This is a genomic window from Pseudomonas sp. RIT288 (assembly GCF_000631985.1).
In the GTDB taxonomy this organism is placed as follows: Bacteria; Pseudomonadota; Gammaproteobacteria; order Pseudomonadales; family Pseudomonadaceae; genus Aquipseudomonas.
In genome coordinates this window covers 29,950-53,115 of the sequence record NZ_JFYN01000041.1, presented here as the reverse complement: position 1 = coordinate 53,115, position 23,166 = coordinate 29,950, and the positions used below count along the sequence as shown (strand labels likewise).

Below are 23,166 nucleotides of genomic sequence, written 5' to 3'. Positions count from 1 at the left end.
ATACATTCGTAAAACAAAGCCCACGGCACGCCGTGGGCTTTATTGGCAGTCAGTCAGGGCGCGCCTTACTGAGGCGAAACTTCAGTTTTCGGTTTGCCGAAGTGCCACTCGTAAACCACAAACTTGAAGTCCTTCAGGTCGCCCTTGGCGTCGAAGCTCAGGTCGCCGGTCGGGGTCTTGAAAGTGCCCGCGTGAATGGCTTCGGCCACTTTCGCTGCGTCTTCGGACTTGGCTGCCTTGATGCCTTCGGCAATCACTTCAACCGCCGAGTAGGAAGGGAACACGAACGGGCCGCTCGGGTCTTCTTTCTTGGCTTTGAAGGCATCAGCCAGGGCGACGTTGGCCGGATCCTGGTCGAAGGATTTCGGCAGGGTCACCAGCAGGCCTTCGGAGGACTCCTTGGCGATCTGCGAAATGGAGTCGTTACCCACGCCTTCCGGACCCATGAACTTGGCTTTCAGGCCCTTTTCCTGGGATTGACGCAGGATCAGACCCAGCTCCGGGTGGTAGCCGCCGTAGTAGACGAAGTCGACGTTGGCTTGCTTGAGTTTGGCGATCATCGAGGAGAAGTCCTTGTCGCCGGCGTTGACGCCTTCGAACACGGCGACTTTCACGCCTTTCTTCTCCAGGGTCGCTTTGACTGCGGTGGCGATGCCTTCACCGTATTGCTGCTTGTCGTGCAGTACGGCAACGATTTTCGGCTTCACGTGGTCGGCGATGTAGTTACCGGCGGCAGGGCCCTGGGCGCTGTCCAGACCGATGGTGCGGAAGACCATTTTGTAACCACGGGCGGTGATGTCCGGGCTGGTGGCAGCCGGGGTGATCATGATCACGCCTTCGTCTTCGTAGATGTCCGAAGCAGGCTGAGTGGAGCTGGAGCACAGGTGACCGACCACGAACTTGACGCCGTCGTTGACGACCTTGTTCGCGACCGCTACGGCTTGTTTAGGATCGCAGGCATCGTCGTATTCAACGGCTTCGAGTTTCTTGCCGTCGACGCCGCCCTTGGCGTTGATCTGCTCGATGGCCATTTTCGCGCCACTGAACTGCATGTCGCCGTATTGGGCTACAGGACCGGTTTTAGGGCCGGCGATACCGATCTTGATGGTGTCAGCGGCGAACGAATGGCTGGCAACCCCGGCCAGAACCATAGCGGCAAACAGTTTGGAAATCTGCTTAGTAGCCTTAGTCATAGTGCTCCACTCTTACTGTTGTAATTTTTTTGAGTTCTGGCGCCGTAGCAGCAGAACCGGGTCAGATATCTTTGCGATACCCTCCGGAAATGCCCCCGGCAACTGTACCGGTACAGTGTAGAGCGCCGGTTGTTGGCCTGGGAAGCAGGCGCCGAGGGGCAAAACTTGTGGGTGTCGCATTTTTGAATGAAAAAGACAGAATTGCGGCGGGGCTTTCGGGGGGCTTATGCCCCAAACAGCAGCATTCCTTGGCGTTCCTGCTCTTTTCGTTCGGTGAAGCCTTTTGCAACCGGGTTTTTCTGCCGAACCACCGACGTTATCATTCGCGTCGATTTCTTTTCCGGACAGTCCCATGAATCAAGAACCTAGCACCCTCTATGCCAAGCTGCTTGGTGAAACCGCATCAATTACCTGGAAAGAGCTGGAGCCGTTCTTCGCCAAGGGTGCCCTATTGTGGGTCGACCCGGCCCTGGATTTGATCGCCGCCGCCGAGGCCGTGGCCTCGGATGATGGCGAGAAAGTCGCCGCCTGGCTGGCCGAAGACAAGGTCGCCAAGCTGTCTGAAACGCGGGCGCTGGATATTTTCGAGCGTGATCCGCAGTTGTGGGCGGTGGTGGTGAGTCCGTGGATTCTGATCCAGGAAAGGGCAGTCGATTCCGATGTTGCACCTTGATGGTGCGAACGATTGTCAGTGGAAAGTGTGTAGCGGAGTAGCGTGATGGCACGTTGCCGTAGAGAAAGGCCACAAGCGTGGGTGGCATCACGGTGACGTAAACGTAACGGGAACAGTTTATTGAGCAGCCTGAGGGCTGCTTAATTGTTTCTGGATATTGGCAATGAAGGTTTTGCAGTGTTTAAAGTGGCCTCTTCGCGAGCAGGCTCACTCCCACATTTGGAATGCATTCCCCAGTGGGAGCGAGCCTGCTCGCGAATGGGGCGACTCGGTCTTCAATCAGACCGAGTAAGTCTTCCCGGTATGGTTATTCAGGGAAATAACCTTGGTCTTGCCGATCCGGTGACGGTAGATCTCGCGCAGGTACTTGATCGACTTCTTCACGCAATCGCGCGACAGGCGAATGTCGTTGATCGAGACGAACTTGTCCTTGTCGTTGATCAGTTCGCGGTACTTCTTCTCGTACATCGGTTTGATCGCATACCAGTTGGTATCGAGGATCTTCGCCGGGTTTTCGAACTCGTTGAGCAAGTCGTCGATGCGGTCTTCGTCGAAGTCTTCGTTGATGATGAAGTCGAGGATCGAGTTGTCCAGGGTCTCATCGAAACGGTACGGGGTCTTGGCGAAGCAGCGCTTGATGAACGCCACGATCAACGTCAGGAAGTCGTCCGACAGGCACGGGCTCTTGGCGATCAGGGTGGTCAGCGACAGGTTGGCCGAAGCGCCGATCACCAGCGCATAGCGCTTGAGCGTGGTGTTGGGGAACAGGCTGTTGAGGTGGGTCTTCAACCGGTTCAGATCCATGTAAGACAGCTTGTAGTCTTTGGGCAGCGAGACGATCGACACCACCGACGAGCAGTTCTTGAAGAAGTGCAGGTCGTGCAGCGCGGCGGCGTCGTAGCCGGAATTCTTGTACTGCTCCAGCGAGGCGCGATAGCGCTTGGATTCGATCGGCAGCAGGCTGATGCCTTCGATCGCCTGGGTGACTTTGTTGAAGTGCGGCAGGTCGATCGAGCGGAAGAACAGGTCGTCGATGTTCAGACGCTGCGGCTCTTTGTCGAAGACCTTGAACTTGTCGCTGCTCGGCGGCGGGGTTTCCGGCACCACCGATTCGGCGTAGGCAATCGCCACCGGGCCGGCCAGGCTCATGAACAAGTCGTTGGCATCGAGGCGAATGGTTTCGCCGATGTCGATGCCGGCGCGCCGGAAGTAGTTCTGGTCGTAGTCGGTGGTCACCGCCTGCGCCGTCAGGATGTTGAAGATCTGCTGCGAGATGTACTGGTTGGCGTGCTTCTCCATCGCATTGACATCAATGTTCTGGATGTTGCCGTCATCGCTCTCTTCGGCGTAACGCATGATGTCGTTGGAGATCAGCATCATCGCGTTCCATGGGCGGATACGGCCCATGACGCTGGCTTCGCTGCTGTCTTCATTGGCGAAGTTGTAGGAGAAATCCCATTCCTCCGACAGGTATTTGCACAACAGGCGTCCGGCGTTGATGTGCAGCGCCTCGGACATTTCACTGCGGTGATCGGAAATGTTCGGCAGCACGCAGATGCCGCTGGTGAAGATCGGCTCGAACACGAACGAATGCCCGCTCTTGCCGTCATGCTCGTCCATCGGCTTGGTGTCGAACGTCTTGTTCATGTACGAGTGCTGCTGGGCCAGACCGAATTCCGAAGCCATGCCCGAACCGGTACCGCCGCCGGCACTGAAGATCGAGAAGTACAGGCGTGACTGGTTGGCCTTGATGCCGCAGCTGTCGATCAGGTACGAGTGGATCATTTTCCAGTCAGGGCTGGAGAAGCGTTGGGTATCCTTGTTGAGGATGATCTTCGCCAGGTACTGACCGAGGATCGGCGCGTTACCGGCGCCACCGGCGTGGACTTCGGACAAGTCCATGATCTTCATTTTGCTGTAGTCACGCAGGAAGCCGCTTTTCTCGCCCTTGCGCGAGAAACGGATGCGTCCGGCGATGTCCTTGTCGAGGTCGCCGAGCATCACCAATGGCTCGACGAGGAACACCGGTTTGCTCGACTTGTTCGGGCCGATCCGCAGATTCTGCTTGATCCACTGGGCTGGGCTGTAGCCCTTGTCGGCCAGACGCCGATCTGCCGCGCGGTCTTCGTTGTTGAATTCATTGAGGTAGAACTTGCGCGCGTTGTACACCAGCTCCGCGACGTCGAGGGCGATGTTCGAGCCGCAGCGACCGAGGCCGATCAGGCACACCGACGGAAATTCCTGATCGTTGTGCTGTTCGTTGTCGCCTTCCAGGTGCGGCGGGCGCGGGAACACCAGATCACGCAGGCCATCGAGGTTGTCGAGGATGCGGTCGGTATTGGTTTCGGTGTAGTACAGATATTGCTGAGTGCCCAGCGGGCGCGACGGAGGCAATGGCTTCGATGATGACGGGCTGTTTGCGGCAGGGCTCAGGGTCAGATCGGATACCGCAGTGGCGGGATTGTTTTTAGAAGTCATTGTGCGCCATATACCTGGACTGGTTGGTCCGCTGACCAGTGTCAGCGAGCCTCACGGAATAAGATCTCGCGTCTTTTTATTGCGCGAATTTGGCCCGGGCGTCAGGGGTTTGGCCTGATTGTCGCGCGGGGGAATCCTTTCCTGATCGCTCATGAATCGGCCATTATTCAGTGATCTTTAATCGAAAAGAGGCAAAATGATGTCAACGCTACCTTCGTTGGGTTTTGCCGGAATCGGCTTGATGGGCCTGCCGATGTGCCGCCGTTTGCTGGCGGCGGGTTACCCGCTGACCGTGTGGAACCGCAACCCGGCCAAGTGCGCGCCACTGGTCGAAGCCGGCGCCCGGCAGGTGGCGAGTCCCGCAGAACTGTGTGAACACGCGGACGTGGTGATGCTCTGTCTGGCCGACACGGCGGTGGTGCGTGAGGTGGTGTTCGGCGCCGCTGGTGTTGTTGAAGGCGCGAAAAAGGGCCAGTTGCTGGTGGACTTTTCCAGCCTCGAACCGACCGCTACCCGCGAGATGGCAACCGAGTTGGCCGACAAGACCGGGATGAGCTGGCTCGATTCACCGGTGTCCGGCGGCGTGGTGGGGGCCGAGGCCGGCAGTCTGGCGATCATGGTCGGCGGTGCAGCAGCGGATCTGGATCGGGTGCGCCCGGTGCTGCTCAACCTTGGTCAGCGCGTCACGCACATGGGTGGCATCGGCGCCGGGCAAGTGACCAAGGCCTGTAACCAGATGATCGTCGCCTGCAATGCGCTGGTGATTGCCGAGGTAGTGGCGCTGGCCGAACAGGCCGGAGTCGATGCGCGCCTGATTGCCGAGGCGCTGGCCGGTGGTTTTGCTGATTCGAAACCGTTGCAGATCCTCGCCCCGCAAATGGCCGAGAGCCGTTTTGAACCAGTGAAATGGCACGTGCGCACGCTGCTCAAGGATCTTGATACCGCGGTCAAATTCTCCCGCGAACAAGGCTCGGCAACGCCGATCAGCGGATTGGCCGCACAACTGATGCGCCTGCATGGGGCGCAAGGCTTTTTGCAGAAGGATCCAGCGACAATGGTACAAATGTACCGTGCGCCAGACTCAACGGATTGACCGCATGTGAGTGTTTACGCTGATTGATTTCCTCCAGCACCGGGCGTAACTCGTCCAGCGGCACCGGGCGGCTCAGCAGGTAGCCCTGAATGAAATCGCAGCCCGAGCGCTCAAGAAATTCGTACTGCTCCAGACTTTCCACGCCCTCGGTCACCACCTGCAGATGCAGGGTGTGGGCCATGACGATGATCGCCTGGACGATTTCCATGTCGGCGGTCGCCCTGGGGATGTCGAGGATGAAGGAACGGTCGATCTTCAGTGTGTTGAGCGGCAGGCGCTTGAGGTAGGCCAGCGATGAATAGCCGGTGCCGAAGTCATCGATCGACAGCGACACCCCGAGGGCGCGGATCTGCCGCAGCAACACCAGGGTGTTGGCGATGTTGCCCATCAACGCGTTTTCGGTGACTTCCAGTTCCAGCCGTTCGGGCGCGACGCCAGCGGTGCGCAGCGCACTTTCGATTTCATCGGCGAGTTCTTCCCGGGCAAGGTTGAGCGGCGAGCAGTTCCAGGCGATTTTCAGTTCGTCGCAGCCGTGGCGCGTCAGTTCGCCAAGGTCGGTGCAGGCTCTGCGCAGCACCCAGTTATCCAGTTCGGCAATCAGGCCGTTGGTTTCGGCAATCGCGATGAAACGATCCGGGGCCAGCAAGCCATGCACCGGGTGTTGCCAGCGAATCAGCGCTTCGAGTTTGGTCACCCGCCCGGTTTTCAGTTCGAAGATCGGCTGGTAGTAGAGCATCAGCCCGTTTTCCTCACGCAGGGCGTGGCGCAGTTCTTCTTCCAGTTGCAGTTCGAGGCTGGCGCGGGTCTTCATGTTGGAACTGAAAAAATGCAGGCCGTTACGCCCGGCACCCTTGGATTGATACAGTGCCAGATCCGCGTGCTTGAGCAGTTCTTCGCAGGTGGTGCCGTCGTCGGGGAACAGACTGATGCCGATACTGGTGGTCATCACCATGCGCCGCCCGGCCAGTTCGATCGGCTCCTTCATTTTCTGCATGATCCGTTGCGCCATGCTGCGCGCCTCTTCGCGCTCATTCAGACCGATCAGGATGCAGAATTCGTCACCGCCGAAGCGCGCAACCACGTCTTCATGGCTGCGCACCGAGCCTTTGATGTGATTGGCGATGACTTTGAGCAGAGCGTCACCGGCGTCATGGCCGAGGCTGTCGTTGATCCTTTTGAAGTGGTCGATGTCGAGAAACATCACCGCGAGCATGCCGCCTTCGCTGGTTTTCTGGTTGAGTTTCTCGGCGAAGATCTGGTTGAAACCGCGGCGGTTGATCAGGTTGGTCAGGGCGTCGTAGTTGGCCACTTGTTGCAGCGACATCCGCGCCTGATCGAGCTGGCTGAGCAGGGCGTTGACCCGGCGCAGGTCGTGCTCCTTGCTTTGCAGTTTCTTGTCGGCCAGTGCCGCGCTGATCGCGCTGCCGAGAATCAGCAGGATGATCAATGCGACTGTCAGGCCCAGTTGCAGGTAATTGGTTTCGCCGCTCAGGGTCGGTGCGACGCCCTCGGGCAACACCAGATGCAACGCGGCCATGCCGGTGAAATGCATGCTGATGATGCCAGCGCCGAGGATCATTGCGGCGGTGTATTTGAGCAGTTGATGAAACCGTCCACTGCCTTCACGTAGATAACCGGCGACCCACAGCGCGGCGAAGCTGGCGCCGATGGCAATCAGGATCGACAGGCAGAACAACAGCGGCTGGTAATACGCGGTGGCTACCGAATGCATCGCCGCCATGCCGACGTAATGCATGCCGGCGATGCCCAGGCCAATAACAATGGCGGTTTTCAGGTATTGCATCAGCGAGGGATGAGGCTCGCTCAGAGTGTGCATCGCCAGCCACGAGGCGAGCAGGGCGATCACCAGGGAAAACAGGGTGGTGGCCAGTTCGTAATGGATTTCCAGCGGCGCCTGGAATGCCAGCATGGCGATGAAGTGCATGGCCCAGATGCCGCCGGCCAGGCAAGTGGCACCGATCCAGCGCCAGACCCGTTGCGAACCCGGATCTTCGGCGTGGCCAACCCGCTCGGCCATGTCGAGGGTGGCAAAACTCGCGGCGCAGGCGACCAGATAGGCCACCAGCACCAGCAAGGGATTGTGTGTGCAATCGAGAATGACCTGCCCGCTCTCCGGCAGCTCGGTAACAAACTGCAAACCAAGCCACTCCATAGCATCCCCGTCTCTGAAGTCGTCCCTGCTGCCTCAGCAACGCAGGCGAATGACTGGAGTATAGAGGCGGTTTTTATCGTGCAAGCGGTAGTGGCATATTGGCGCCAACGATTTCGGCATGAGCCTTATAGCGATTGGCGCTAAACCTCAGGCGCTTTGCTCGTAAGGGATCTGATTCCAGTCAGGCTCAAGCGGTGGCAAGCCGAAGCGGGCGCGTGCCTTGTCGCAATCGACATTCTGTTCGCCGTTTTCCCAGGACGATTCGAATTCGCGGCAGGGGCTGGAGCGTTGCTCATAAATCGAGCACTGCACGTTACTGCCCACCTCACCGACCAACGCCGTACAACGCGGCGATTTGCAGTCGGTGCCGTTCATCGCCACCCGACTGGGGCTGATCTGCGTTACCAGTTCATCGGGCACTGTGCCGCCGGAGGAGGCGCATTCACCCCAGAAAAAAGACACGCGAAAATGGGAACAGCAGGCACCGCAATTCAGACACGGACTGACTTCGGACATTAGGAGGGCATCAAAGGGGTTGATCGGCGAATCCGGACGGATCCGGCGGCTATTCTAGGCTTCGCCAAGAACTTGGGAAGGGGGGTGCGAAAGTATTTTTTTGTAGCCGGGTTTTGCCGCAAAACCCCCGGTTTACGGGGGATTGCTGACTTATCAAGGGCTTACGTTTCTTTACAGTGCCATGGCTCATTATCAGGCTGACGAATGATCACAGACAGCGTCGGCAGGCGTGTCTAGATTGCAGGTTCCGGGCTCGGATGCGTCGGCAGTGAAGCCCTCATAACAATAAAGAGACGGACCCATGCAGAACTCGACCCAAGCGGCGAATGCCTGGCGCATTCTGTTCCTGTTGTTCCTTGCCAACCTGTTCAATTTCTTCGACCGCACCATTCCGGCGATCATCATCGAGCCGATCCGCATGGAATGGCACCTCAGCGACTTTCAACTGGGGATCGTCGGCACCGCGTTCACCCTGGTTTATGCGATCGCCGGCCTGCCGTTGGGGCGCATGGCCGATACCGGTTCGCGCAGCAAACTGATGGGCTGGGGCCTGGCGACCTGGAGCGCGCTGACGGCGGTCAACGGTCTGGTCGGCAGCTTCTGGAGTTTTCTGCTGGTGCGCATGGGCATCGGCATTGGCGAGGCCAGTTATGCACCGGCGGCCAACTCGCTGATCGGTGATCTGTTCCCGGCGCACCGTCGTGCGCGGGCCATGGGTATTTTCATGCTCGGCCTGCCGTTGGGCCTGCTGCTGGCGTTCTTCACCATCGGCGCGATGGTCAAGGCATTCGACAGCTGGCGCGCGCCGTTCTTTATCGCGGCGGTGCCGGGACTGATCCTCGCGGTGTTCATGTTTTTCATCAAGGAACCCAAGCGCGGCGCGGCAGAAACCGTCCAGGTGTCTCAGGAGAGAGTCGACAAGCCCATCCGCCGGGTGCTCGCGGTGCCGACATTCTTGTGGCTGGTGATGGCCGGTTTGTGCTTCAACTTCGCCACCTATGCCTGCAACTCGTTTCTGGTGCCGATGCTGCAGCGCTACTTCCTGATGCCGTTGCAGGAAGCGGCGGTGGCGACCGGGGTGATTGTCGGTATCACCGGGTTGATCGGCCTGACCCTCGGCGGCTGGATTGCCGACAAGATTCACCAGCGGGTCGCCAACGGTCGGCTGCTGTTTGCCGGCTTCAGTCTGATCATCTCGACCCTGTGCACAGCGTGGGCGCTGCATGCCGGACGGGTCGAGATCGGCGTGTTCGTCGCGGTGTTCAGCGTCGGCTGGCTGTTTGCCTATAACTTCTATACCTGCGTGTACACGGCGATTCAGGACGTGGTCGAACCACGCCTGCGGGCCACGGCGATGGCGCTGTTCTTTGCCGGGTTGTACCTGCTAGGCGGCGGCTTGGGGCCGGTGGTGGTGGGAGCCTTGTCCGATCACTTTGCCAAATCGGCGATGCTCTCGGCGGGGGCTGAGCAGATGACCGAGGCGTTCAAGGCTGTGGGGCTGCATGACGCGATGTATCTGATTCCGGTGGCGCTGTTCTTCACCATGGTGTTTCTGTTTCTGGCAGCGCGCTGTTTTGTGCGGGATGCGCAGCGGATGAAGGAGGGGTTGGTGGCGGTGGTTGAGCCAGAGGTTGCAGCGGCGACAGCTTAAGATCAAAAGATCGCAGCCTTCGGCAGCTCCTACAGAGGAGCGCATTCCAATGTAGGCGCTGCCGAAGGCTGCGATCTTTGTTTTTGCCCCTGAACAAAAAGGCCCGCATCGCTGCGGGCCTTCTTGTTTTCAGCGCTGAAGCAGGGCGGTTTAACCCGCCACCAACACCCGGATCGCTTCCAGACGCAGTGCCGCTTTATCCAGCATCGCCAGACCCAGTTCACGTTGCTTGCGCAACGCATCCAGTTCGCTGTCGCGTACGGTCGGGTTGACCGCTTGCAACGCGGTCAGGCGCGCCAGTTCTTCCTCGGTGTCCGCCGCCAGACGACGACGGGCCTCGGCCACGCGCTCGGCGTGACGCGGGGTGATCTTGTCTTCACCGGCGTTGATCCGTGGCGTCAGTTGATCGCGCTGAGCCTGGATGAACTTGTTGGCGCTGGCGCGTGGCACGCTTTCCAGTTGATCGTTCAAGGTTTCGAACGAGACGCGGGCCGACAGATCGTTGCCGTTGGCGTCGAGCAGGCAGCGCAGGGCGGCCGGTGGCAGGTAGCGGCCCAGTTGCAGCGAACGCGGGGCAACCACTTCGCTGACGTAGAGCAGTTCCAGCAGCACGGTGCCCGGCTTCAGTGCCTTGTTCTTGATCAGCGCGACGGCGGTGTTACCCATCGAACCGGACAGCACCAGATCCATGCCGCCCTGCACCATCGGGTGTTCCCAGGTGATGAACTGCATGTCTTCGCGCGACAGCGCCTGGTTGCGGTCGTAGGTGATGGTCACGCCTTCGTCGTCGCCCAGCGGGAAACTGGCGTCGAGCATCTTTTCGCTCGGCTTGAGGATCAGGGCGTTTTCCGAATGGTCTTCGCTGTCGATGCCGAACGCGTCGAACAGGGTTTCCATGTAGATCGGCAGGGCGAACTGATCGTCTTGCTCAAGGATGTCCTCGACCAACTGATCGCCTTCGCCCGAACCGCCGGAGTTGAGTTCCAGCAGACGGTCGCGACCGGTGTGCAGCTCAGCTTCCAGACGCTCGCGCTCGGTGCGCGCTTCGTCGATCAGCGCTTGCCACTCACCGTCGTCGGCTTCTTCAAGCAGCGGCAGCAGGCGCGGGCCGAACTGATGCTGCAAGGCGTTGCCGGTCGGGCAGGTGTTGAGGAACGCGTTCAGCGCTTCGTGGTACCACTGGAACAGGCGCTCCTGCGGGCTGGTTTCCAGGTACGGCACGTGCAGTTCGATGATGTGCTTCTGGCCGATCCGGTCGAGACGCCCGATACGTTGCTCGAGCAGGTCCGGGTGCGACGGCAGATCGAACAGCACCAGGTGGTGGGCGAACTGGAAGTTGCGACCCTCACTGCCGATTTCCGAGCAGATCAGCACCTGTGCGCCAAATTCTTCGTCGGCGAAGTAAGCGGCGGCGCGGTCTCGCTCGAGGATGTTCATGCCTTCATGGAACACCGTGGCCGGGATGCCGGAACGCACGCGCAGGGCGTCTTCCAGGTCCATCGCAGTTTCGGCGTGGGCGCAGATCACCAGCACTTTGGTGCGCTTGAGCATTTTCAGCTGATCGATCAGCCACTCGACACGCGGGTCGAATTTCCACCAGCGCTCTTCTTCGCTGGCGTCCGGCTGAGCCTGGAAGCTGACTTCCGGGTATAGCTCGGCGTGATCGCCCAGCGGCAGTTCGAGGTACTCGTCCGGGCATGGCAGCGGGTACGGGTGCAGTTTGCGCTCCGGGAAACCCTGCACCGCGGCGCGGGTGTTACGGAACAGCACGCGGCCGGTGCCGTGGCGGTCGAGCAGCTCGCGTACCAGACGGGCACTGGCTTCGGTATCGCCATCGTTGACCGCGGTCAGCAGGGCTTCGCCTTCGTTGCCGAGGAAACCGTGGATGGTCTTGTGAGCTGCGGGCGACAGACGCCCCTTGTCGAGCAGTTCCTGAACGGCTTCGGCCACCGGGCGATAGTTCTCGCTCTCGGCGCGGAACGCGGCCAGGTCATGGAAACGGTTCGGGTCGAGCAGGCGCAGACGGGCGAAGTGGCTGTCCTGACCGAGTTGTTCCGGGGTCGCGGTGAGCAGCAGCACGCCGGGAATCACTTCAGCCAGTTGTTCGACCAGCGAATACTCAGGGCTGGCCTTGTCTTCGTGCCACACCAGGTGGTGGGCTTCGTCGACCACCATCAGATCCCAGCCGGCGGCGAACAAGGCGTCCTGCGCCTTCTCGTCTTCGACCAGCCACTCCAGGGCAACCAATGCCAGTTGGGTGTCTTCGAATGGGTTGGTGGCATCGCTTTCGATGAAGCGTTCTTCGTCGAACAGCGCAACCTGCAGGTTGAAGCGGCGGCGCATTTCCACCAGCCACTGGTGTTGCAGGTTTTCCGGCACCAGGATCAGCACACGGTTGGCGCGGCCCGAGAGCAGTTGGCGATGGATCACCAGACCGGCTTCGATGGTTTTCCCCAGACCCACTTCGTCTGCCAGCAGAACCCGTGGCGCGATACGGTCGGCGACTTCACGGGCGATGTGCAGTTGGTGCGCGATCGGTTGCGCACGCACGCCACCCAGGCCCCAGAGCGAGGACTGCAATTGGCGGCTGGTGTGTTCCAGGGTGTTGTAGCGCAGGGAGAACCACGGCAGCGGGTCGATCTGCCCGGCGAACAGACGGTCGCTGGCCAGACGGAACTGAATGAAGTTCGACAGCTGGGTTTCCGGCAGGGTGACGGCTTCGTTCTGCCCGTTGAGACCGTGATAGACCATCAACCCGTCGACATCGTCGACTTCGCGCACGGTCATCTTCCAGCCTTCGAAGTGAGTAATGGTGTCACCCGGCGAGAACCGCACGCGGGTGAGGGGCGCATTCCGTAGCGCGTACTGGCGGGTTTCGCCAGTGGCCGGGTAAAGCACGGTCAACAAGCGGCCGTCCTGTGCCAGAACGGTGCCTAAACCAAGCTCTGCTTCGCTGTCACTGATCCAGCGTTGCCCCGGTTGATACTGCTGCGCCATGCTGCCTGACTCCCACCTTGAAAAAGCGGGCTATCTTAACGGAATGCAGGCTTCAGGGCCAAAGATTACTGGGTAGGAGCTGCCGCAGGCTGCGATCTTTTGATCTTCGGGAACGCTTGCGTTCTACGGTGTTCCATTAAAGATCGCAGCCTTCGGCAGCTCCTGCAGTGCCAACCAGGTCACAAGTTTGCGACCAGTGGCTCAAGGCGCCTTTGCCGCAGCCGATAGCCTGCTGACAGGAGACCCTTTATATGCTGCCACCGATGCTCCCCCTGAGCGCTGTGCCGATCACTTCCCAGCAGGATCCGATTCGCCAGCGGCCGGATATTCCTCCGGTGGTGCCGGTGCAGGAAAGCTCCAACGAAAGCACGATCGATCTGCAAAAGCGCGATCCGGAAGAGGATCGACTGCTGGCGCGCGAAGAACAGCGCCGCCAGCAGGAGCGTGATCGTCGCCGTCGCGAAGCCGACGAAGATCCGGAAGAACACCTCGCCGTGCCGGGCACCGAGCTGAATGCCGACAACACGGTGCCGGTGGTGCCGCTGATGGAGGATCAGCCGCGTCAGGGCTTGTGGGTCGATATCGAGATCTGAGTCCGGAGGTTTACACGAATTGTTGTAGAGCGCTGGCGTCAGGCGGCATGATTGGCGCAGCCCTGCCGCCGATGTGGCAGTTTGATTCTTTCAAGTGATGCACCCGCCATGAGCCAAGACGACAAACTGATCGACCTCAGCACCGAGCGCGCCAAGCGTGTGCATGACCTCAACGAGAAACGCCTGAACGAAGTGCGCAAGGCCTTCGAACAGGCAATGCCGTTGGGAAAAGCCAAGAAAAAGTCGAAAAACAAGCCGAAAAAGCGTTGATCTCCCCCTGCATCCTTTGATGCAGGTCAGTTATTTTCCTGCCTTTACCTTCTGTGTTGACCGGACTTGATCCTGGTCAATTTCTGCGCCTGCGCGATTGGTTAACTTAGCTCCATCGCAGCAAAGCAGGGGCCAGGAGGCCACAGTCATGTTTTTCGATAACGTGGTGTTTGCCGGGGTTCTGACCGTAGGTCTCATGGTTCTGTTTTTTGCAGGGTTTGGATTTTTTATCTGGAAGGATGCGAATAAGCGCAAGAAGTAGTCTTTCTGGGTTTGATGAGCACGCAAGGCATTTTGGGCGACTTCGGTTGCCCTTTTTTTTGTGTTCTTGGCGGCCTTTGGGCCGACCATGTTGTGGGTTGTTGGGTGTGCATATCCGTTGTTTCGGGTGCTGTCGCTGACGGTTTCGCTCTTACAGCGAGTCCCTTTTGACAAACGCCTCAAAAGGAACCAAAAAGTCTTGCCCCAACGTTCGGCCCGCTCGCTAAGGCTCGGGGTTCCTTCGCTGCGGGATCCATCCGGGCGCATCGCCTCCGGTTTGCTTCGCTGCACCTCCTCTCGCTGTGTTTGGCTTCGCCAAACGGTCGCTGCGCTCCCACCCCCGGATGAATCCCTCCACTCAGCCTGCCGACGGGGCCTTGAAGATCAATAGCTGCAGCCGAGCTAACGCTCATCCTGTTGAGTGGGGCGGCTTTGCCGCATGGGTTGTGCGCTTTCAGCCTGCTGGCGATGGCTGAACGCATCCAGTCCCATGTAGGAGCTGCCGAAGGCTGCGATCTTTTGATCTGGCTCTGGCTCTGGCTCTGGCTCTGGCTCTGGCTCTGGCTCTGGCTCTGGCTCTGGCTCTGGCTCTGGCTTTTGATGTGGCTTTTGATCTCCAGCCCCTTCGGCAGGCCGAGCTTAGGTGCCCATCAGGGGGTTAGGCGCGTCGCGCCATGCGGCGAAGCCGCATACATCGAGAGGAGGTGCAGCGAAGCAAACCGGAGGCGATGTCCCCTGATGGACACCGTAGCGAGGGAACACTGAGCCTCAGCGAAGTGCCGTACGCCGGGGCAAGACTTTTTGGTTACTTTTGAGGCGTTTGTCAAAAGTGACCCGCCGTAAGGGCGGAACCGTAATCAGCAACACCCGCAGCAACGGATATGCTCACAAAACCAAACCCAAAAAAAAGGCGCGATCCTCAAGAATCGCGCCTTTCTCATGTGCTGCGGTCTATCAGCTACCCAGCGCTTTGGACGCCAACCAGAACAACCCGGCCGACAACGCCACAGTCGCCGGCAAGGTCAGAACCCACGCCAGCAAGATGGTGCGAACAGTCCCACCCTGCAGGCCGCTCTTGTTGGCGACCATGGTGCCAGCCACGCCCGAGGACAGCACGTGAGTGGTCGATACCGGCAGACTGAAGATGTTGGCCATACCGATCAGACTGGCGGTAGTGATCTGCGCCGACATGCCTTGGGAATAGGTCATGCCTTGCTTGCCGATCTTCTCGCCGATGGTCAGTACCACGCGTTTCCAGCCGACCATGGTGCCTAGGCCGAGGGCCAGGGCGACCGCCAGAATCACCCAGAACGGGGCGTATTCAGTGGTGGTGGTCAGGTCTTTGCGCAGCTTGTCCAGGTCAGCCTTTTCACGGGCTTCAAGGCCCGGCAGCTTGCCGACTTTCTTCGCGGTGTCGTCCAGGCACAGCAGGTAACGACGGACTTCGATGCGGCTTTCCGAGGACAGCGAATGGTAGTCCGCTACACCTTTAAGGGTGCCAAGCAGGGCGTCGATGGTCGGTTCGGTCTGCTGCGGGTTGCAGCGGAATTTCTCCGGCAGGTCGCCTTCAACGCTTTTGCCCAGGGCCAGGAATTCGCCCAGGGAATCGGCATTGCGCTTGTAGAACTGGCTCAGGTGCAGAGTCGCGTCGCGGGTGCGCTCGATCTGGTAGGTGGTGCTGCTCAGGTCGAGGACGAACTGCGCAGGGACGATACCGATCAATACCAGCATGATCAGGCCGATGCCTTTCTGACCATCGTTGGAGCCGTGTACGAAGCTCACGGCCATGGCCGAGATCACCAGGACCAGGCGGTTCCAGAACGGCGGGTGTTTCTTGTCGTCGATCTTGCGGCGCTGTTCCGGGGTCTTGTGCATCTTCGACAGCGGGCGCCACCACTTGAGGCCGATCAGGATCAGCGCGGCGATCAGGAAACCGGCCATTGGCGAGAACACCAGCGAGGCGCCGATGTCGATCGCTTTCTGCCAGTTCACGCCGTCGGCCAACGGGATGTTGTTGATCAGGGCGTTGGCCAGGCCGACACCGAGGATCGAGCCGATCAGGGTGTGGGAACTGGAGGCCGGGATACCGAAGTACCAGGTGCCCAGGTTCCAGGTGATCGCCGCGGCGAGCAACGAGAACACCATCGCCAGACCATGGCCGGTATTCACATTGATCAGCAGTTCTACCGGCAGCAGGTGAACAATGGCATACGCCACGCCAACGCCGCCCAGCAACACGCCGAGGAAGTTGAACACACCGGAGAAGAACACCGCCAGGTGAGGCGGCATGGCTTTGGTGTAGATAACAGTGGCTACCGCGTTAGCGGTGTCATGAAATCCATTGATGAACTCGAAGGCGAGGACAAACGTCAGGGCGAGCAAGAGGCTCACAAGCACCCAAGCATCCAGTCCGCTGAATAAATCGATCATGAAGGTTTTCTGACCCGGTCATAAGGGGGCGCGATTATGCCAGAAAAGACTGGAAATCGATCCCCTACCTGCTCATCGGTAGCAATCAATGTCGAATTAAATTGTTGCAAGGTGCAAAGCCCCAGCGTGATGCAGGGTTTTTCAACTCCTTGATTAGCTTGAAAAAACCTTCAGGCAGCAGGCAATTTGTCGAGCGCGCGAGGGCCTCAAACGCTTGTGTGAAATATCTCTGAAACGAGTCAGACACGCTCCTTTCCCGTGCAGGACGGTGGAGGTGGGCCGCCGCCCGCGGGTAGCGGGCGCACAAGGCACGGTCGGGTCACCGCTTGTAGCCGGTGGCGACGCAGACTCTCGAAAAACTCAGGATCGCCCGTTCATGGCTCTTCGGTTTTGAGTTCTTCTTCCATCTTTTTCAGTTCTTGCTGGAAAACCTGATCCTGAACGGTCGGGCGTTTACGCCATGCCTTGCGTTCCGGTTCGGGTTGAGCGGCGTAGGTGGTGACTTCCCCGCCGTAAACTTCCTTGTAACGTTGTTCCTGGCGCTCAAGTTCCGCGCGCAGTTCGTCTTTCGTCACAGTGCTACCTGTTTGAGTTGAGATAAATATCTGGTGAAACGCACGGCAACGAGTCGATTGAACACGTCCACCGAAGGGCAATGCCGGTTCAGGCATTGGGGTTATCGGCAGGGCGATCAAGACTTCCATGTTGCAGGCGGCTACGGCACCAGATTAAAACTGACGCAGCATCAGTTTCCTGTTTCAGCAAGCGCGCTGGCGGTGCATGAATAATGAGCGTCAGGCGCTGGCCGGGGCTGACGGCAATAGGCATCGGGTCAGCGGGCGGCACCCTCGGCCAATGAAAACGCGGCGCCACTGAGGTGCATTATAGCGGTCGAATCGGGAATGACTATCTTTGCCAAGTTAAAAACGGTTCGGGATGTGTGATCGTTTTGTTACTGACAAGTTTTATCGCTAGTTGAAATTCGCCGAAACCTTTTAAGGGCACGCGTTCAGTTTCTGGCGCCATTAAGTCGAACAACTAAGGGGCCATGCAAAGTTTGACGAACAGGTCAGGCGAACGATTGAAGATGCCGTGAAGGACACCGGTTCACGGATTGCGATAATCGGTCGGCGGTTCGATAATCGCCCAATCTTGGTGTCTCGACTCTTGTGCATCTGCTGGCGAGCCGCTTGTATAGCCATTGATCCGTGCCGGAAAAAGGACAAGAAATGAACGATCAAATGCGCAACTCCTTCACCTCCGTGGCGCCGCCGATCGTCGCTTCGCCCGCCAAGCGTATCCAGGCATTGACCGGCGATCCGGATTTCATGACTTCGCTGGCCCGCGGTCTGGCGGTGGTGCAGGCGTTTCAGGAGCGCAAGCGACACCTGACCATCGCCCAGATCAGCCACCGCACGGAAATTCCCCGCGCCGCCGTGCGCCGTTGTCTGCACACCTTGATCAAACTGGGTTACGCCACCACCGATGGCCGTACTTACTCGTTGCTGCCCAAGGTGCTGACACTCGGCCACGCGTATCTGTCTTCGACGCCGCTGGCGGTGTCGGCCCAGCCGTACCTCGACCGCATGAGCGAGCAACTGCACGAAGCCTGCAACATGGCGACGCTCGAGGGCGACGACATTCTGTACATCGCCCGCTCGGCGACCACGCAACGGCTTATCTCGGTGGACCTGTCGGTGGGCGGGCGTCTGCCGGCCTATTGCACATCGATGGGCCGCATCCTTTTGGCGGCGCTGGACGACACCTCGCTGCGCGAATACCTCGACCATGCCGAACTGGTGGCCAAGACCAGCCGCACGCTGCACACCCCCGAAAGTCTGCTCGAATGCCTGCAAGAAGTACGGCGACAGGGCTGGTGCATCGTCGATCAGGAACTCGAACAAGGCCTGCGTTCGATTGCCGTGCCGGTCTACGACGCGTCGGGCCAGGTGGTGGCGGCGCTCAACGTCAGTACCCACGCCGGGCGCGTCAGTCGCACCGAGTTGGAACAACGTTTCCTGCCGGGCCTGCTCAGCGCCAGCCGTGACCTTAGCGCGCAGCTGTTCGCCTGATGAAGCTGTTCGATAAACGCACAGTGTTGCGTTTATCGAATTGACGCTAAAAGCCCCGGATCATTAATGTCGCGGCAGCGTCATCCGGCGCTGAGCACACGACTCAGTCTCAGCCCGGACTGCCGACTCCCATAATAATGACAAGAGGCAACTCCCCATGCGCACGTTCCCCGACTGTCGCCGCTTCAACCCGTGTTGTCGGGTTCATCGCAACATCTGATTCCAGCCTTCTATTCTTGTGTCCGTGCCGCTCTTTGGCCGGCCGCCGTTCGACTGCGTTTTTTGCGTGGAATAAAAATAATGAACCAGCCTCAGTCCGCTGTAGGTAACTGCCTCGACGTGCAGACCTTCATCAATGCCCAACCGATCTCGCGCTATCAGTGGCGGGTGGTGATCCTGTGTTTCCTGATTGTGTTTCTCGATGGCCTCGACACGGCGGCGATGGGTTTTATCGCCCCGGCACTGTCCCAGGACTGGGGCATCGACCGCGCCAGCCTCGGCCCGGTGATGAGCGCCGCGTTGATCGGCATGGTCTTCGGCGCACTGGGTTCCGGCCCACTGGCTGACCGCTTCGGGCGCAAAGTGGTGCTGGTTGGCGCGGTGCTGCTGTTCGGCGCTTTCAGTCTGGCTTCGGCCTACAGCACCAATGTCGAACAATTGCTGGTGCTGCGTTTTCTCACTGGCCTCGGATTAGGCGCCGGCATGCCCAATGCCACCACGCTGCTCTCGGAATACACCCCGGAGCGCAAGAAATCCTTGCTGGTGACCAGCATGTTCTGCGGCTTCAACCTCGGCATGGCCGGCGGCGGTTTCATTTCGGCGAAACTGATCCCGGCGTTCGGCTGGCACAGCCTGTTGCTGATCGGCGGGATCCTGCCGTTGATCCTCGCGGTGGTGCTGCTGTTCTGGCTGCCGGAGTCGGCGCGTTTTCTGGTGGTGCGCAATCGCGGCACCGACAAAGTACGCAAGACCTTGTCGCCGATCGATCCGGTCGCCGTCGCGCAGGCCTCGAGTTTCAGTGTGCCGGAACAGAAAACCGTCAAGGCGCGCAACGTGTTCGCGGTGATTTTCTCCGGCACCTACAGCGTCGGCACCTTGCTGCTGTGGCTGACCTACTTCATGGGGCTGGTCATCGTCTACCTGCTGACCAGTTGGCTGCCGACCCTGATGCGTGACAGCGGCGCAAGCATGGAGCAGGCGGCGTTTATCGGCGCGTTGTTCCAGTTCGGCGGGGTGTTGAGTGCGGTCGCTGTGGGATGGGCGATGGACCGCTTCAATCCGCACAAGGTCATCGGCACGTTCTACCTGCTGGCCGGGGTGTTTGCCTACGCGGTGGGGCAGAGCCTGGGCAACATCACGTTGCTCGCGACTTTGGTTTTGGTGGCGGGGATGTGCGTCAACGGCGCGCAATCGGCGATGCCTTCATTGGCGGCACGGTTTTATCCGACCCAGGGGCGCGCGACCGGGGTCTCGTGGATGCTCGGGATTGGCCGTTTTGGCGCGATTCTCGGGGCGTGGATGGGCGCGACGTTGCTGGGCCTGGGCTGGAACTTCGAGCAGGTGCTGACGGCGCTGGTGATTCCGGCGGCGTTGGCGACGACGGCGGTGGTGATTAAAGGCATGGTCAGTCATGCGGATGCGACCTGATATCGCGGTTTAAGCCGAAAAGATCGCAGCCTGCGGCAGCTCCTGCAGGAGACGCATTCCAACGGTAGGAGCTGCCGCAAGGCTGCGATCTTTTGGCGATCAACACGGAACGATAGGGTGGTAACAATCTGTTCGATAAACGAACACTCAGTCGATTATCGGATTGTTTGGCGATTTTCAGCGGCTTAATCTGCAGTGACTCCGGCGCTGAACCTCGCGCCTTTTTCTCACTGGCGATTCACTACAAAAACGGGAGCCTGCTCCATGGCTGAGATCCTTTCGCTGCACGACGCGGTGAAGCAATTCGTCAACGACGGCGACACCGTCGCGCTCGAAGGCTTCACTCACCTGATCCCTACGGCGGCAGGTCATGAAATCATTCGTCAGGGCAAGAAAGATCTGACCCTGGTGCGGATGACGCCTGACCTGATCTACGACCAACTGATCGGTGCCGGTTGTGCACGCAAGCTGATCTTTTCCTGGGGCGGCAATCCGGGTGTGGGTTCGCTGCACCGTCTGCGCGACGCGGTCGAGAAACAATGGCCGCATGCGCTGGAAATCGAAGAACACAGCCACGCCGACCTGGCCAATGCCTACGTCGCCGGCGCTTCCGGCCTGCCGTTCGCCGTGCTGCGAGCCTACGCCGGTTCCGACCTGCCGAAGGTCAACCCGCTGATCAAATCCGTGACCTGCCCGTTCACCGGTGAAGTGTTGGCGGCGGTGCCGTCGGTGCGTCCGGACGTGACCGTGATCCACGCGCAGAAAGCCGACCGTCAGGGCAACGTGCTGTTGTGGGGCATTCTCGGGGTGCAGAAAGAAGCGGCACTGGCGGCCAAGCGCTGCATCGTCACCGTCGAGGAAATCGTCGACAACCTCAACGCACCGATGAACGCTTGCGTGCTGCCGACCTGGGCCTTGAGCGCGGTTTGCCACGTACCCGGCGGCGCGCATCCGTCCTACGCTCACGGTTACACCGAACGCGACAATCGTTTCTATCAGGCGTGGGATCCGATCGCCCGCGACCGTGAGACGTTTACCGCGTGGATCAACGAATACATCCATGGCTGCGCTGACTTCAGCGAGTTCCAGGCCAAGTTGGCCGCTGCTTCGGAGGCCAAGTAATGACTTACACCACCAATGAAATGATGACCGTCGCTGCGGCCCGTCGCCTGAAGAACGGCTCGGTGTGCTTCGTCGGCATCGGCCTGCCGTCGAAAGCCGCCAACCTCGCGCGCCTGACTTCGTCGCCGGACGTGGTGCTGATCTATGAATCGGGCCCGATTGGCGCCAAGCCTAGCGTGCTGCCGCTGTCGATCGGTGATGGTGAGCTGGCGGAGACCGCCGACACCGTGGTACCGACCGGTGAGATTTTTCGCTATTGGCTGCAGGGTGGGCGCATCGACGTCGGGTTTCTCGGCGCCGCGCAGGTCGACCGTTTCGGCAACATCAACACCACCGTGGTCGGCGATTACCACGCGCCGAAAGTGCGTTTGCCGGGTGCCGGTGGCGCGCCGGAGATCGCCGGTTCGGCGAAGAGCGTGTTGATCATCCTCAAGCAGTCGGCGCGTTCGTTCGTCGACAAGCTCGACTTCATTACCTCGGTCGGTCATGGCGAGGGTGGCGATTCGCGCAAGCGTCTGGGCCTGCCGGGTGCTGGCCCGGTCGGGATCATCACCGACCTGTGCATCATGGAACCGGAGCAGGGCACCCACGAATTCGTGGTCACCGCCCTGCACCCGGGCGTGACCCGCGAGCAAGTGGTTGCCGCCACCGGCTGGGCGATCCGCTTTGCCGACAACGTTGAAACCACGGCTGCACCGACCGAGGTCGAACTGACTGCACTGCGCGATCTCGAAGCGCGCACCGCCGCCGCCCACGGCCAGGCACCGGGAGAAGCATGATGCGTGACGTGTATATCTGCGACGCGATTCGTACCCCCATCGGCCGGTTCGGCGGTGGTTTGTCCGCCGTACGCGCCGATGACCTGGCCGCTGTGCCGATCAAGGCGCTGATGGAACGCAATCCCTCGGTGGACTGGAATGCAATCGACGAAGTGTTCCTCGGCTGCGCCAACCAGGCCGGCGAAGACAACCGCAACGTGGCGCGCATGGCGCTGTTGCTGGCGGGTCTGCCGGAGAGCGTACCGGGCGTGACCCTCAACCGTCTCTGCGCTTCGGGCATGGACGCGATCGGCACCGCGTTTCGCGCCATCGCCAGTGGCGAGATGGAGCTGGCGATTGCCGGCGGCGTCGAGTCGATGTCCCGCGCGCCGTTCGTGATGGGCAAGGCGGACGCAGCGTTCTCGCGCAACATGAAACTGGAAGACACCACCATCGGCTGGCGTTTCATCAACCCGTTGATGAAAGCTCAATACGGCGTCGATGCGATGCCGCAGACCGCCGACAACGTCGCCGACGACTATAAAGTGTCGCGTGCCGACCAGGACGCTTTCGCCTTGCGCAGTCAGCAACGCACTGCCGCTGCACAAGCGGCGGGCTACTTCGCCGAGGAAATCGTCGAAGTGCGGATCGCCCACAAGAAGGGCGAAACCGTGGTCAGCCAGGACGAACATCCACGCGCCGACACCACGCTTGAAGCGCTGACCAAACTCAAACCGGTCAACGGCCCGGACAAGACTGTCACCGCCGGCAATGCGTCGGGCGTCAACGACGGTGCTGCCGCGCTGATTCTCGCTTCGGCGCAAGCGGTGAAAAAACACGGTCTGACTGCCCGCGCCAAAGTGCTCGGTATGGCCAGTGCCGGGGTTGCACCTCGGGTGATGGGCATCGGCCCGGTGCCGGCGGTGCGCAAACTGATCGAGCGCCTCGGCGTGGCGGTCAGCGATTTCGACGTGATCGAACTCAACGAAGCGTTTGCCAGCCAGGGCCTGGCGGTGCTGCGTGAATTGGGGCTGGCCGACGATGCGCCGCAGGTCAACCCGAACGGTGGCGCGATTGCCTTGGGTCATCCGCTGGGCATGAGCGGCGCGCGACTGGTGCTGACCGCGTTGCATCAGCTGGAAAAGTCCGACGGCAAGAAAGGTCTGGCGACCATGTGCGTCGGCGTCGGGCAGGGTCTGGCCCTGGCCATCGAACGCGTCTGACGCAGCGCGTCGACTG

At 60.1% G+C, this 23,166-nt stretch carries 18 protein-coding genes; 11 read left to right on the top strand and 7 right to left on the bottom strand.

Annotated elements, in window-relative coordinates:
• Positions 1–65 precede the first annotated feature (65 nt).
• On the bottom strand, positions 66–1,193 hold the full coding sequence (locus BW33_RS21820; protein WP_047601142.1) for a branched-chain amino acid ABC transporter substrate-binding protein: 1,128 nt from the start codon (positions 1,191–1,193) through the stop codon (positions 66–68).
• Positions 1,194–1,545: 352 nt separating this feature from the next.
• Between BW33_RS21820 and BW33_RS21815 the strand changes: the two genes are divergently transcribed.
• A complete protein-coding gene (locus tag BW33_RS21815) occupies positions 1,546–1,866 on the top strand; it encodes a DUF2288 domain-containing protein (RefSeq protein WP_047601141.1) in 321 nt (106 codons plus the stop codon).
• Positions 1,867–2,145: 279 nt separating this feature from the next.
• Here BW33_RS21815 and BW33_RS21810 read toward each other — a convergent pair whose 3' ends face one another.
• The gene (locus tag BW33_RS21810) at positions 2,146–4,344 is read right to left on the bottom strand and encodes a hypothetical protein (RefSeq protein ID WP_047601140.1); all 2,199 of its coding nucleotides are present in this window, start codon (positions 4,342–4,344) and stop codon (positions 2,146–2,148) included.
• A gap of 196 nt (positions 4,345–4,540) precedes the next feature.
• Here BW33_RS21810 and BW33_RS28665 point away from each other — a divergent pair, with 196 nt between their 5' ends.
• Positions 4,541–5,437 carry an NAD(P)-dependent oxidoreductase gene (locus BW33_RS28665; protein ID WP_177327517.1) on the top strand — a complete coding sequence of 299 codons (897 nt, stop codon included), beginning with the start codon at positions 4,541–4,543 and terminating at the stop codon, positions 5,435–5,437.
• Here the strand turns inward: BW33_RS28665 and BW33_RS21800 are convergent.
• On the bottom strand, positions 5,328–7,610 hold the full coding sequence (locus BW33_RS21800; protein WP_047601139.1) for a putative bifunctional diguanylate cyclase/phosphodiesterase: 2,283 nt from the start codon (positions 7,608–7,610) through the stop codon (positions 5,328–5,330). The genes BW33_RS28665 and BW33_RS21800 overlap by 110 nt on opposite strands.
• 147 nt (positions 7,611–7,757) lie before the next feature.
• Positions 7,758–8,126 carry a YkgJ family cysteine cluster protein gene (locus BW33_RS21795; protein ID WP_047601137.1) on the bottom strand — a complete coding sequence of 123 codons (369 nt, stop codon included), beginning with the start codon at positions 8,124–8,126 and terminating at the stop codon, positions 7,758–7,760.
• A gap of 301 nt (positions 8,127–8,427) precedes the next feature.
• Here BW33_RS21795 and BW33_RS21790 point away from each other — a divergent pair, with 301 nt between their 5' ends.
• Entirely contained in the window at positions 8,428–9,777 is a 1,350-nt protein-coding gene (locus BW33_RS21790) for a spinster family MFS transporter (RefSeq protein ID WP_047601136.1), read from the top strand.
• 150 nt (positions 9,778–9,927) lie between these two features.
• Here the strand turns inward: BW33_RS21790 and rapA are convergent, their stop codons facing one another.
• Positions 9,928–12,774, bottom strand: a complete 2,847-nt coding sequence (gene rapA, locus BW33_RS21785) for an RNA polymerase-associated protein RapA (protein WP_047601135.1) — start codon at positions 12,772–12,774, stop codon at positions 9,928–9,930.
• 251 nt (positions 12,775–13,025) lie between these two features.
• On the opposite strand from rapA, the gene BW33_RS21780 reads away from it, so the two are divergent.
• From BW33_RS21780 to ccoM, 3 genes are all read left to right on the top strand, one after another.
• Positions 13,026–13,367: a hypothetical protein gene (locus tag BW33_RS21780; RefSeq protein ID WP_003222394.1), complete on the top strand. Its 342-nt coding sequence runs from the start codon at positions 13,026–13,028 to the stop codon at positions 13,365–13,367.
• A gap of 108 nt (positions 13,368–13,475) precedes the next feature.
• Positions 13,476–13,637: a hypothetical protein gene (locus tag BW33_RS30045; RefSeq protein ID WP_177327516.1), complete on the top strand. Its 162-nt coding sequence runs from the start codon at positions 13,476–13,478 to the stop codon at positions 13,635–13,637.
• A 148-nt stretch (positions 13,638–13,785) separates the two neighbouring features.
• Positions 13,786–13,899 carry a cytochrome c oxidase subunit CcoM gene (gene ccoM / locus BW33_RS30375; RefSeq protein ID WP_003222396.1) on the top strand — a complete coding sequence of 38 codons (114 nt, stop codon included), beginning with the start codon at positions 13,786–13,788 and terminating at the stop codon, positions 13,897–13,899.
• 953 nt (positions 13,900–14,852) lie between these two features.
• Here the strand turns inward: ccoM and BW33_RS21765 are convergent.
• Positions 14,853–16,328, bottom strand: a complete 1,476-nt coding sequence (locus tag BW33_RS21765; protein WP_047601133.1) for an inorganic phosphate transporter — start codon at positions 16,326–16,328, stop codon at positions 14,853–14,855.
• Positions 16,329–16,702: 374 nt separating this feature from the next.
• Entirely contained in the window at positions 16,703–16,903 is a 201-nt protein-coding gene (locus BW33_RS21760; RefSeq protein ID WP_003222398.1) for a hypothetical protein, read from the bottom strand.
• A 654-nt stretch (positions 16,904–17,557) separates the two neighbouring features.
• On the opposite strand from BW33_RS21760, the gene pcaR reads away from it, so the two are divergent.
• The 5 genes from pcaR (at position 17,558) to pcaF (ending at position 23,150) form a co-directional block, all read left to right on the top strand.
• Complete coding sequence (gene pcaR / locus BW33_RS21755) at positions 17,558–18,400, top strand: pca regulon transcriptional regulator PcaR (protein ID WP_047601131.1); 843 nt, start codon at positions 17,558–17,560, stop codon at positions 18,398–18,400.
• 300 nt (positions 18,401–18,700) lie between these two features.
• Complete coding sequence (locus BW33_RS21750) at positions 18,701–20,047, top strand: MFS transporter (RefSeq protein ID WP_047601129.1); 1,347 nt, start codon at positions 18,701–18,703, stop codon at positions 20,045–20,047.
• Between the two features lie 264 nt (positions 20,048–20,311).
• A complete protein-coding gene (locus tag BW33_RS21745; protein WP_003222404.1) occupies positions 20,312–21,169 on the top strand; it encodes a CoA transferase subunit A in 858 nt (285 codons plus the stop codon).
• Entirely contained in the window at positions 21,169–21,948 is a 780-nt protein-coding gene (locus tag BW33_RS21740) for a CoA-transferase subunit beta (RefSeq protein WP_027614392.1), read from the top strand. Before BW33_RS21745 ends, BW33_RS21740 begins: the two co-directional genes overlap by 1 nt.
• Positions 21,945–23,150, top strand: a complete 1,206-nt coding sequence (gene pcaF, locus BW33_RS21735; RefSeq protein ID WP_177327515.1) for a 3-oxoadipyl-CoA thiolase — start codon at positions 21,945–21,947, stop codon at positions 23,148–23,150. The genes BW33_RS21740 and pcaF overlap by 4 nt, the downstream gene beginning before the upstream one ends.
• Positions 23,151–23,166: the final 16 nt, after the last annotated feature.

Coding starts and splice junctions, on each gene's coding strand:
- rapA (WP_047601135.1), bottom strand. CDS start 12,774: ATGGCGCAGCAGTATCAACCGGGGCAACGCTGGATCAGTGACAGCGAA.
- ccoM (WP_003222396.1), top strand. CDS start 13,786: ATGTTTTTCGATAACGTGGTGTTTGCCGGGGTTCTGACCGTAGGTCTC.
- BW33_RS21745 (WP_003222404.1), top strand. CDS start 20,312: ATGGCTGAGATCCTTTCGCTGCACGACGCGGTGAAGCAATTCGTCAAC.
- pcaF (WP_177327515.1), top strand. CDS start 21,945: ATGATGCGTGACGTGTATATCTGCGACGCGATTCGTACCCCCATCGGC.
- BW33_RS21810 (WP_047601140.1), bottom strand. CDS start 4,344: ATGACTTCTAAAAACAATCCCGCCACTGCGGTATCCGATCTGACCCTG.
- BW33_RS21820 (WP_047601142.1), bottom strand. CDS start 1,193: ATGACTAAGGCTACTAAGCAGATTTCCAAACTGTTTGCCGCTATGGTT.
- BW33_RS30045 (WP_177327516.1), top strand. CDS start 13,476: ATGAGCCAAGACGACAAACTGATCGACCTCAGCACCGAGCGCGCCAAG.
- BW33_RS21815 (WP_047601141.1), top strand. CDS start 1,546: ATGAATCAAGAACCTAGCACCCTCTATGCCAAGCTGCTTGGTGAAACC.
- BW33_RS21790 (WP_047601136.1), top strand. CDS start 8,428: ATGCAGAACTCGACCCAAGCGGCGAATGCCTGGCGCATTCTGTTCCTG.
- BW33_RS28665 (WP_177327517.1), top strand. CDS start 4,541: ATGATGTCAACGCTACCTTCGTTGGGTTTTGCCGGAATCGGCTTGATG.
- BW33_RS21740 (WP_027614392.1), top strand. CDS start 21,169: ATGACTTACACCACCAATGAAATGATGACCGTCGCTGCGGCCCGTCGC.
- BW33_RS21765 (WP_047601133.1), bottom strand. CDS start 16,328: ATGATCGATTTATTCAGCGGACTGGATGCTTGGGTGCTTGTGAGCCTC.
- BW33_RS21795 (WP_047601137.1), bottom strand. CDS start 8,126: ATGTCCGAAGTCAGTCCGTGTCTGAATTGCGGTGCCTGCTGTTCCCAT.
- BW33_RS21780 (WP_003222394.1), top strand. CDS start 13,026: ATGCTGCCACCGATGCTCCCCCTGAGCGCTGTGCCGATCACTTCCCAG.
- pcaR (WP_047601131.1), top strand. CDS start 17,558: ATGAACGATCAAATGCGCAACTCCTTCACCTCCGTGGCGCCGCCGATC.
- BW33_RS21800 (WP_047601139.1), bottom strand. CDS start 7,610: ATGGAGTGGCTTGGTTTGCAGTTTGTTACCGAGCTGCCGGAGAGCGGG.
- BW33_RS21750 (WP_047601129.1), top strand. CDS start 18,701: ATGAACCAGCCTCAGTCCGCTGTAGGTAACTGCCTCGACGTGCAGACC.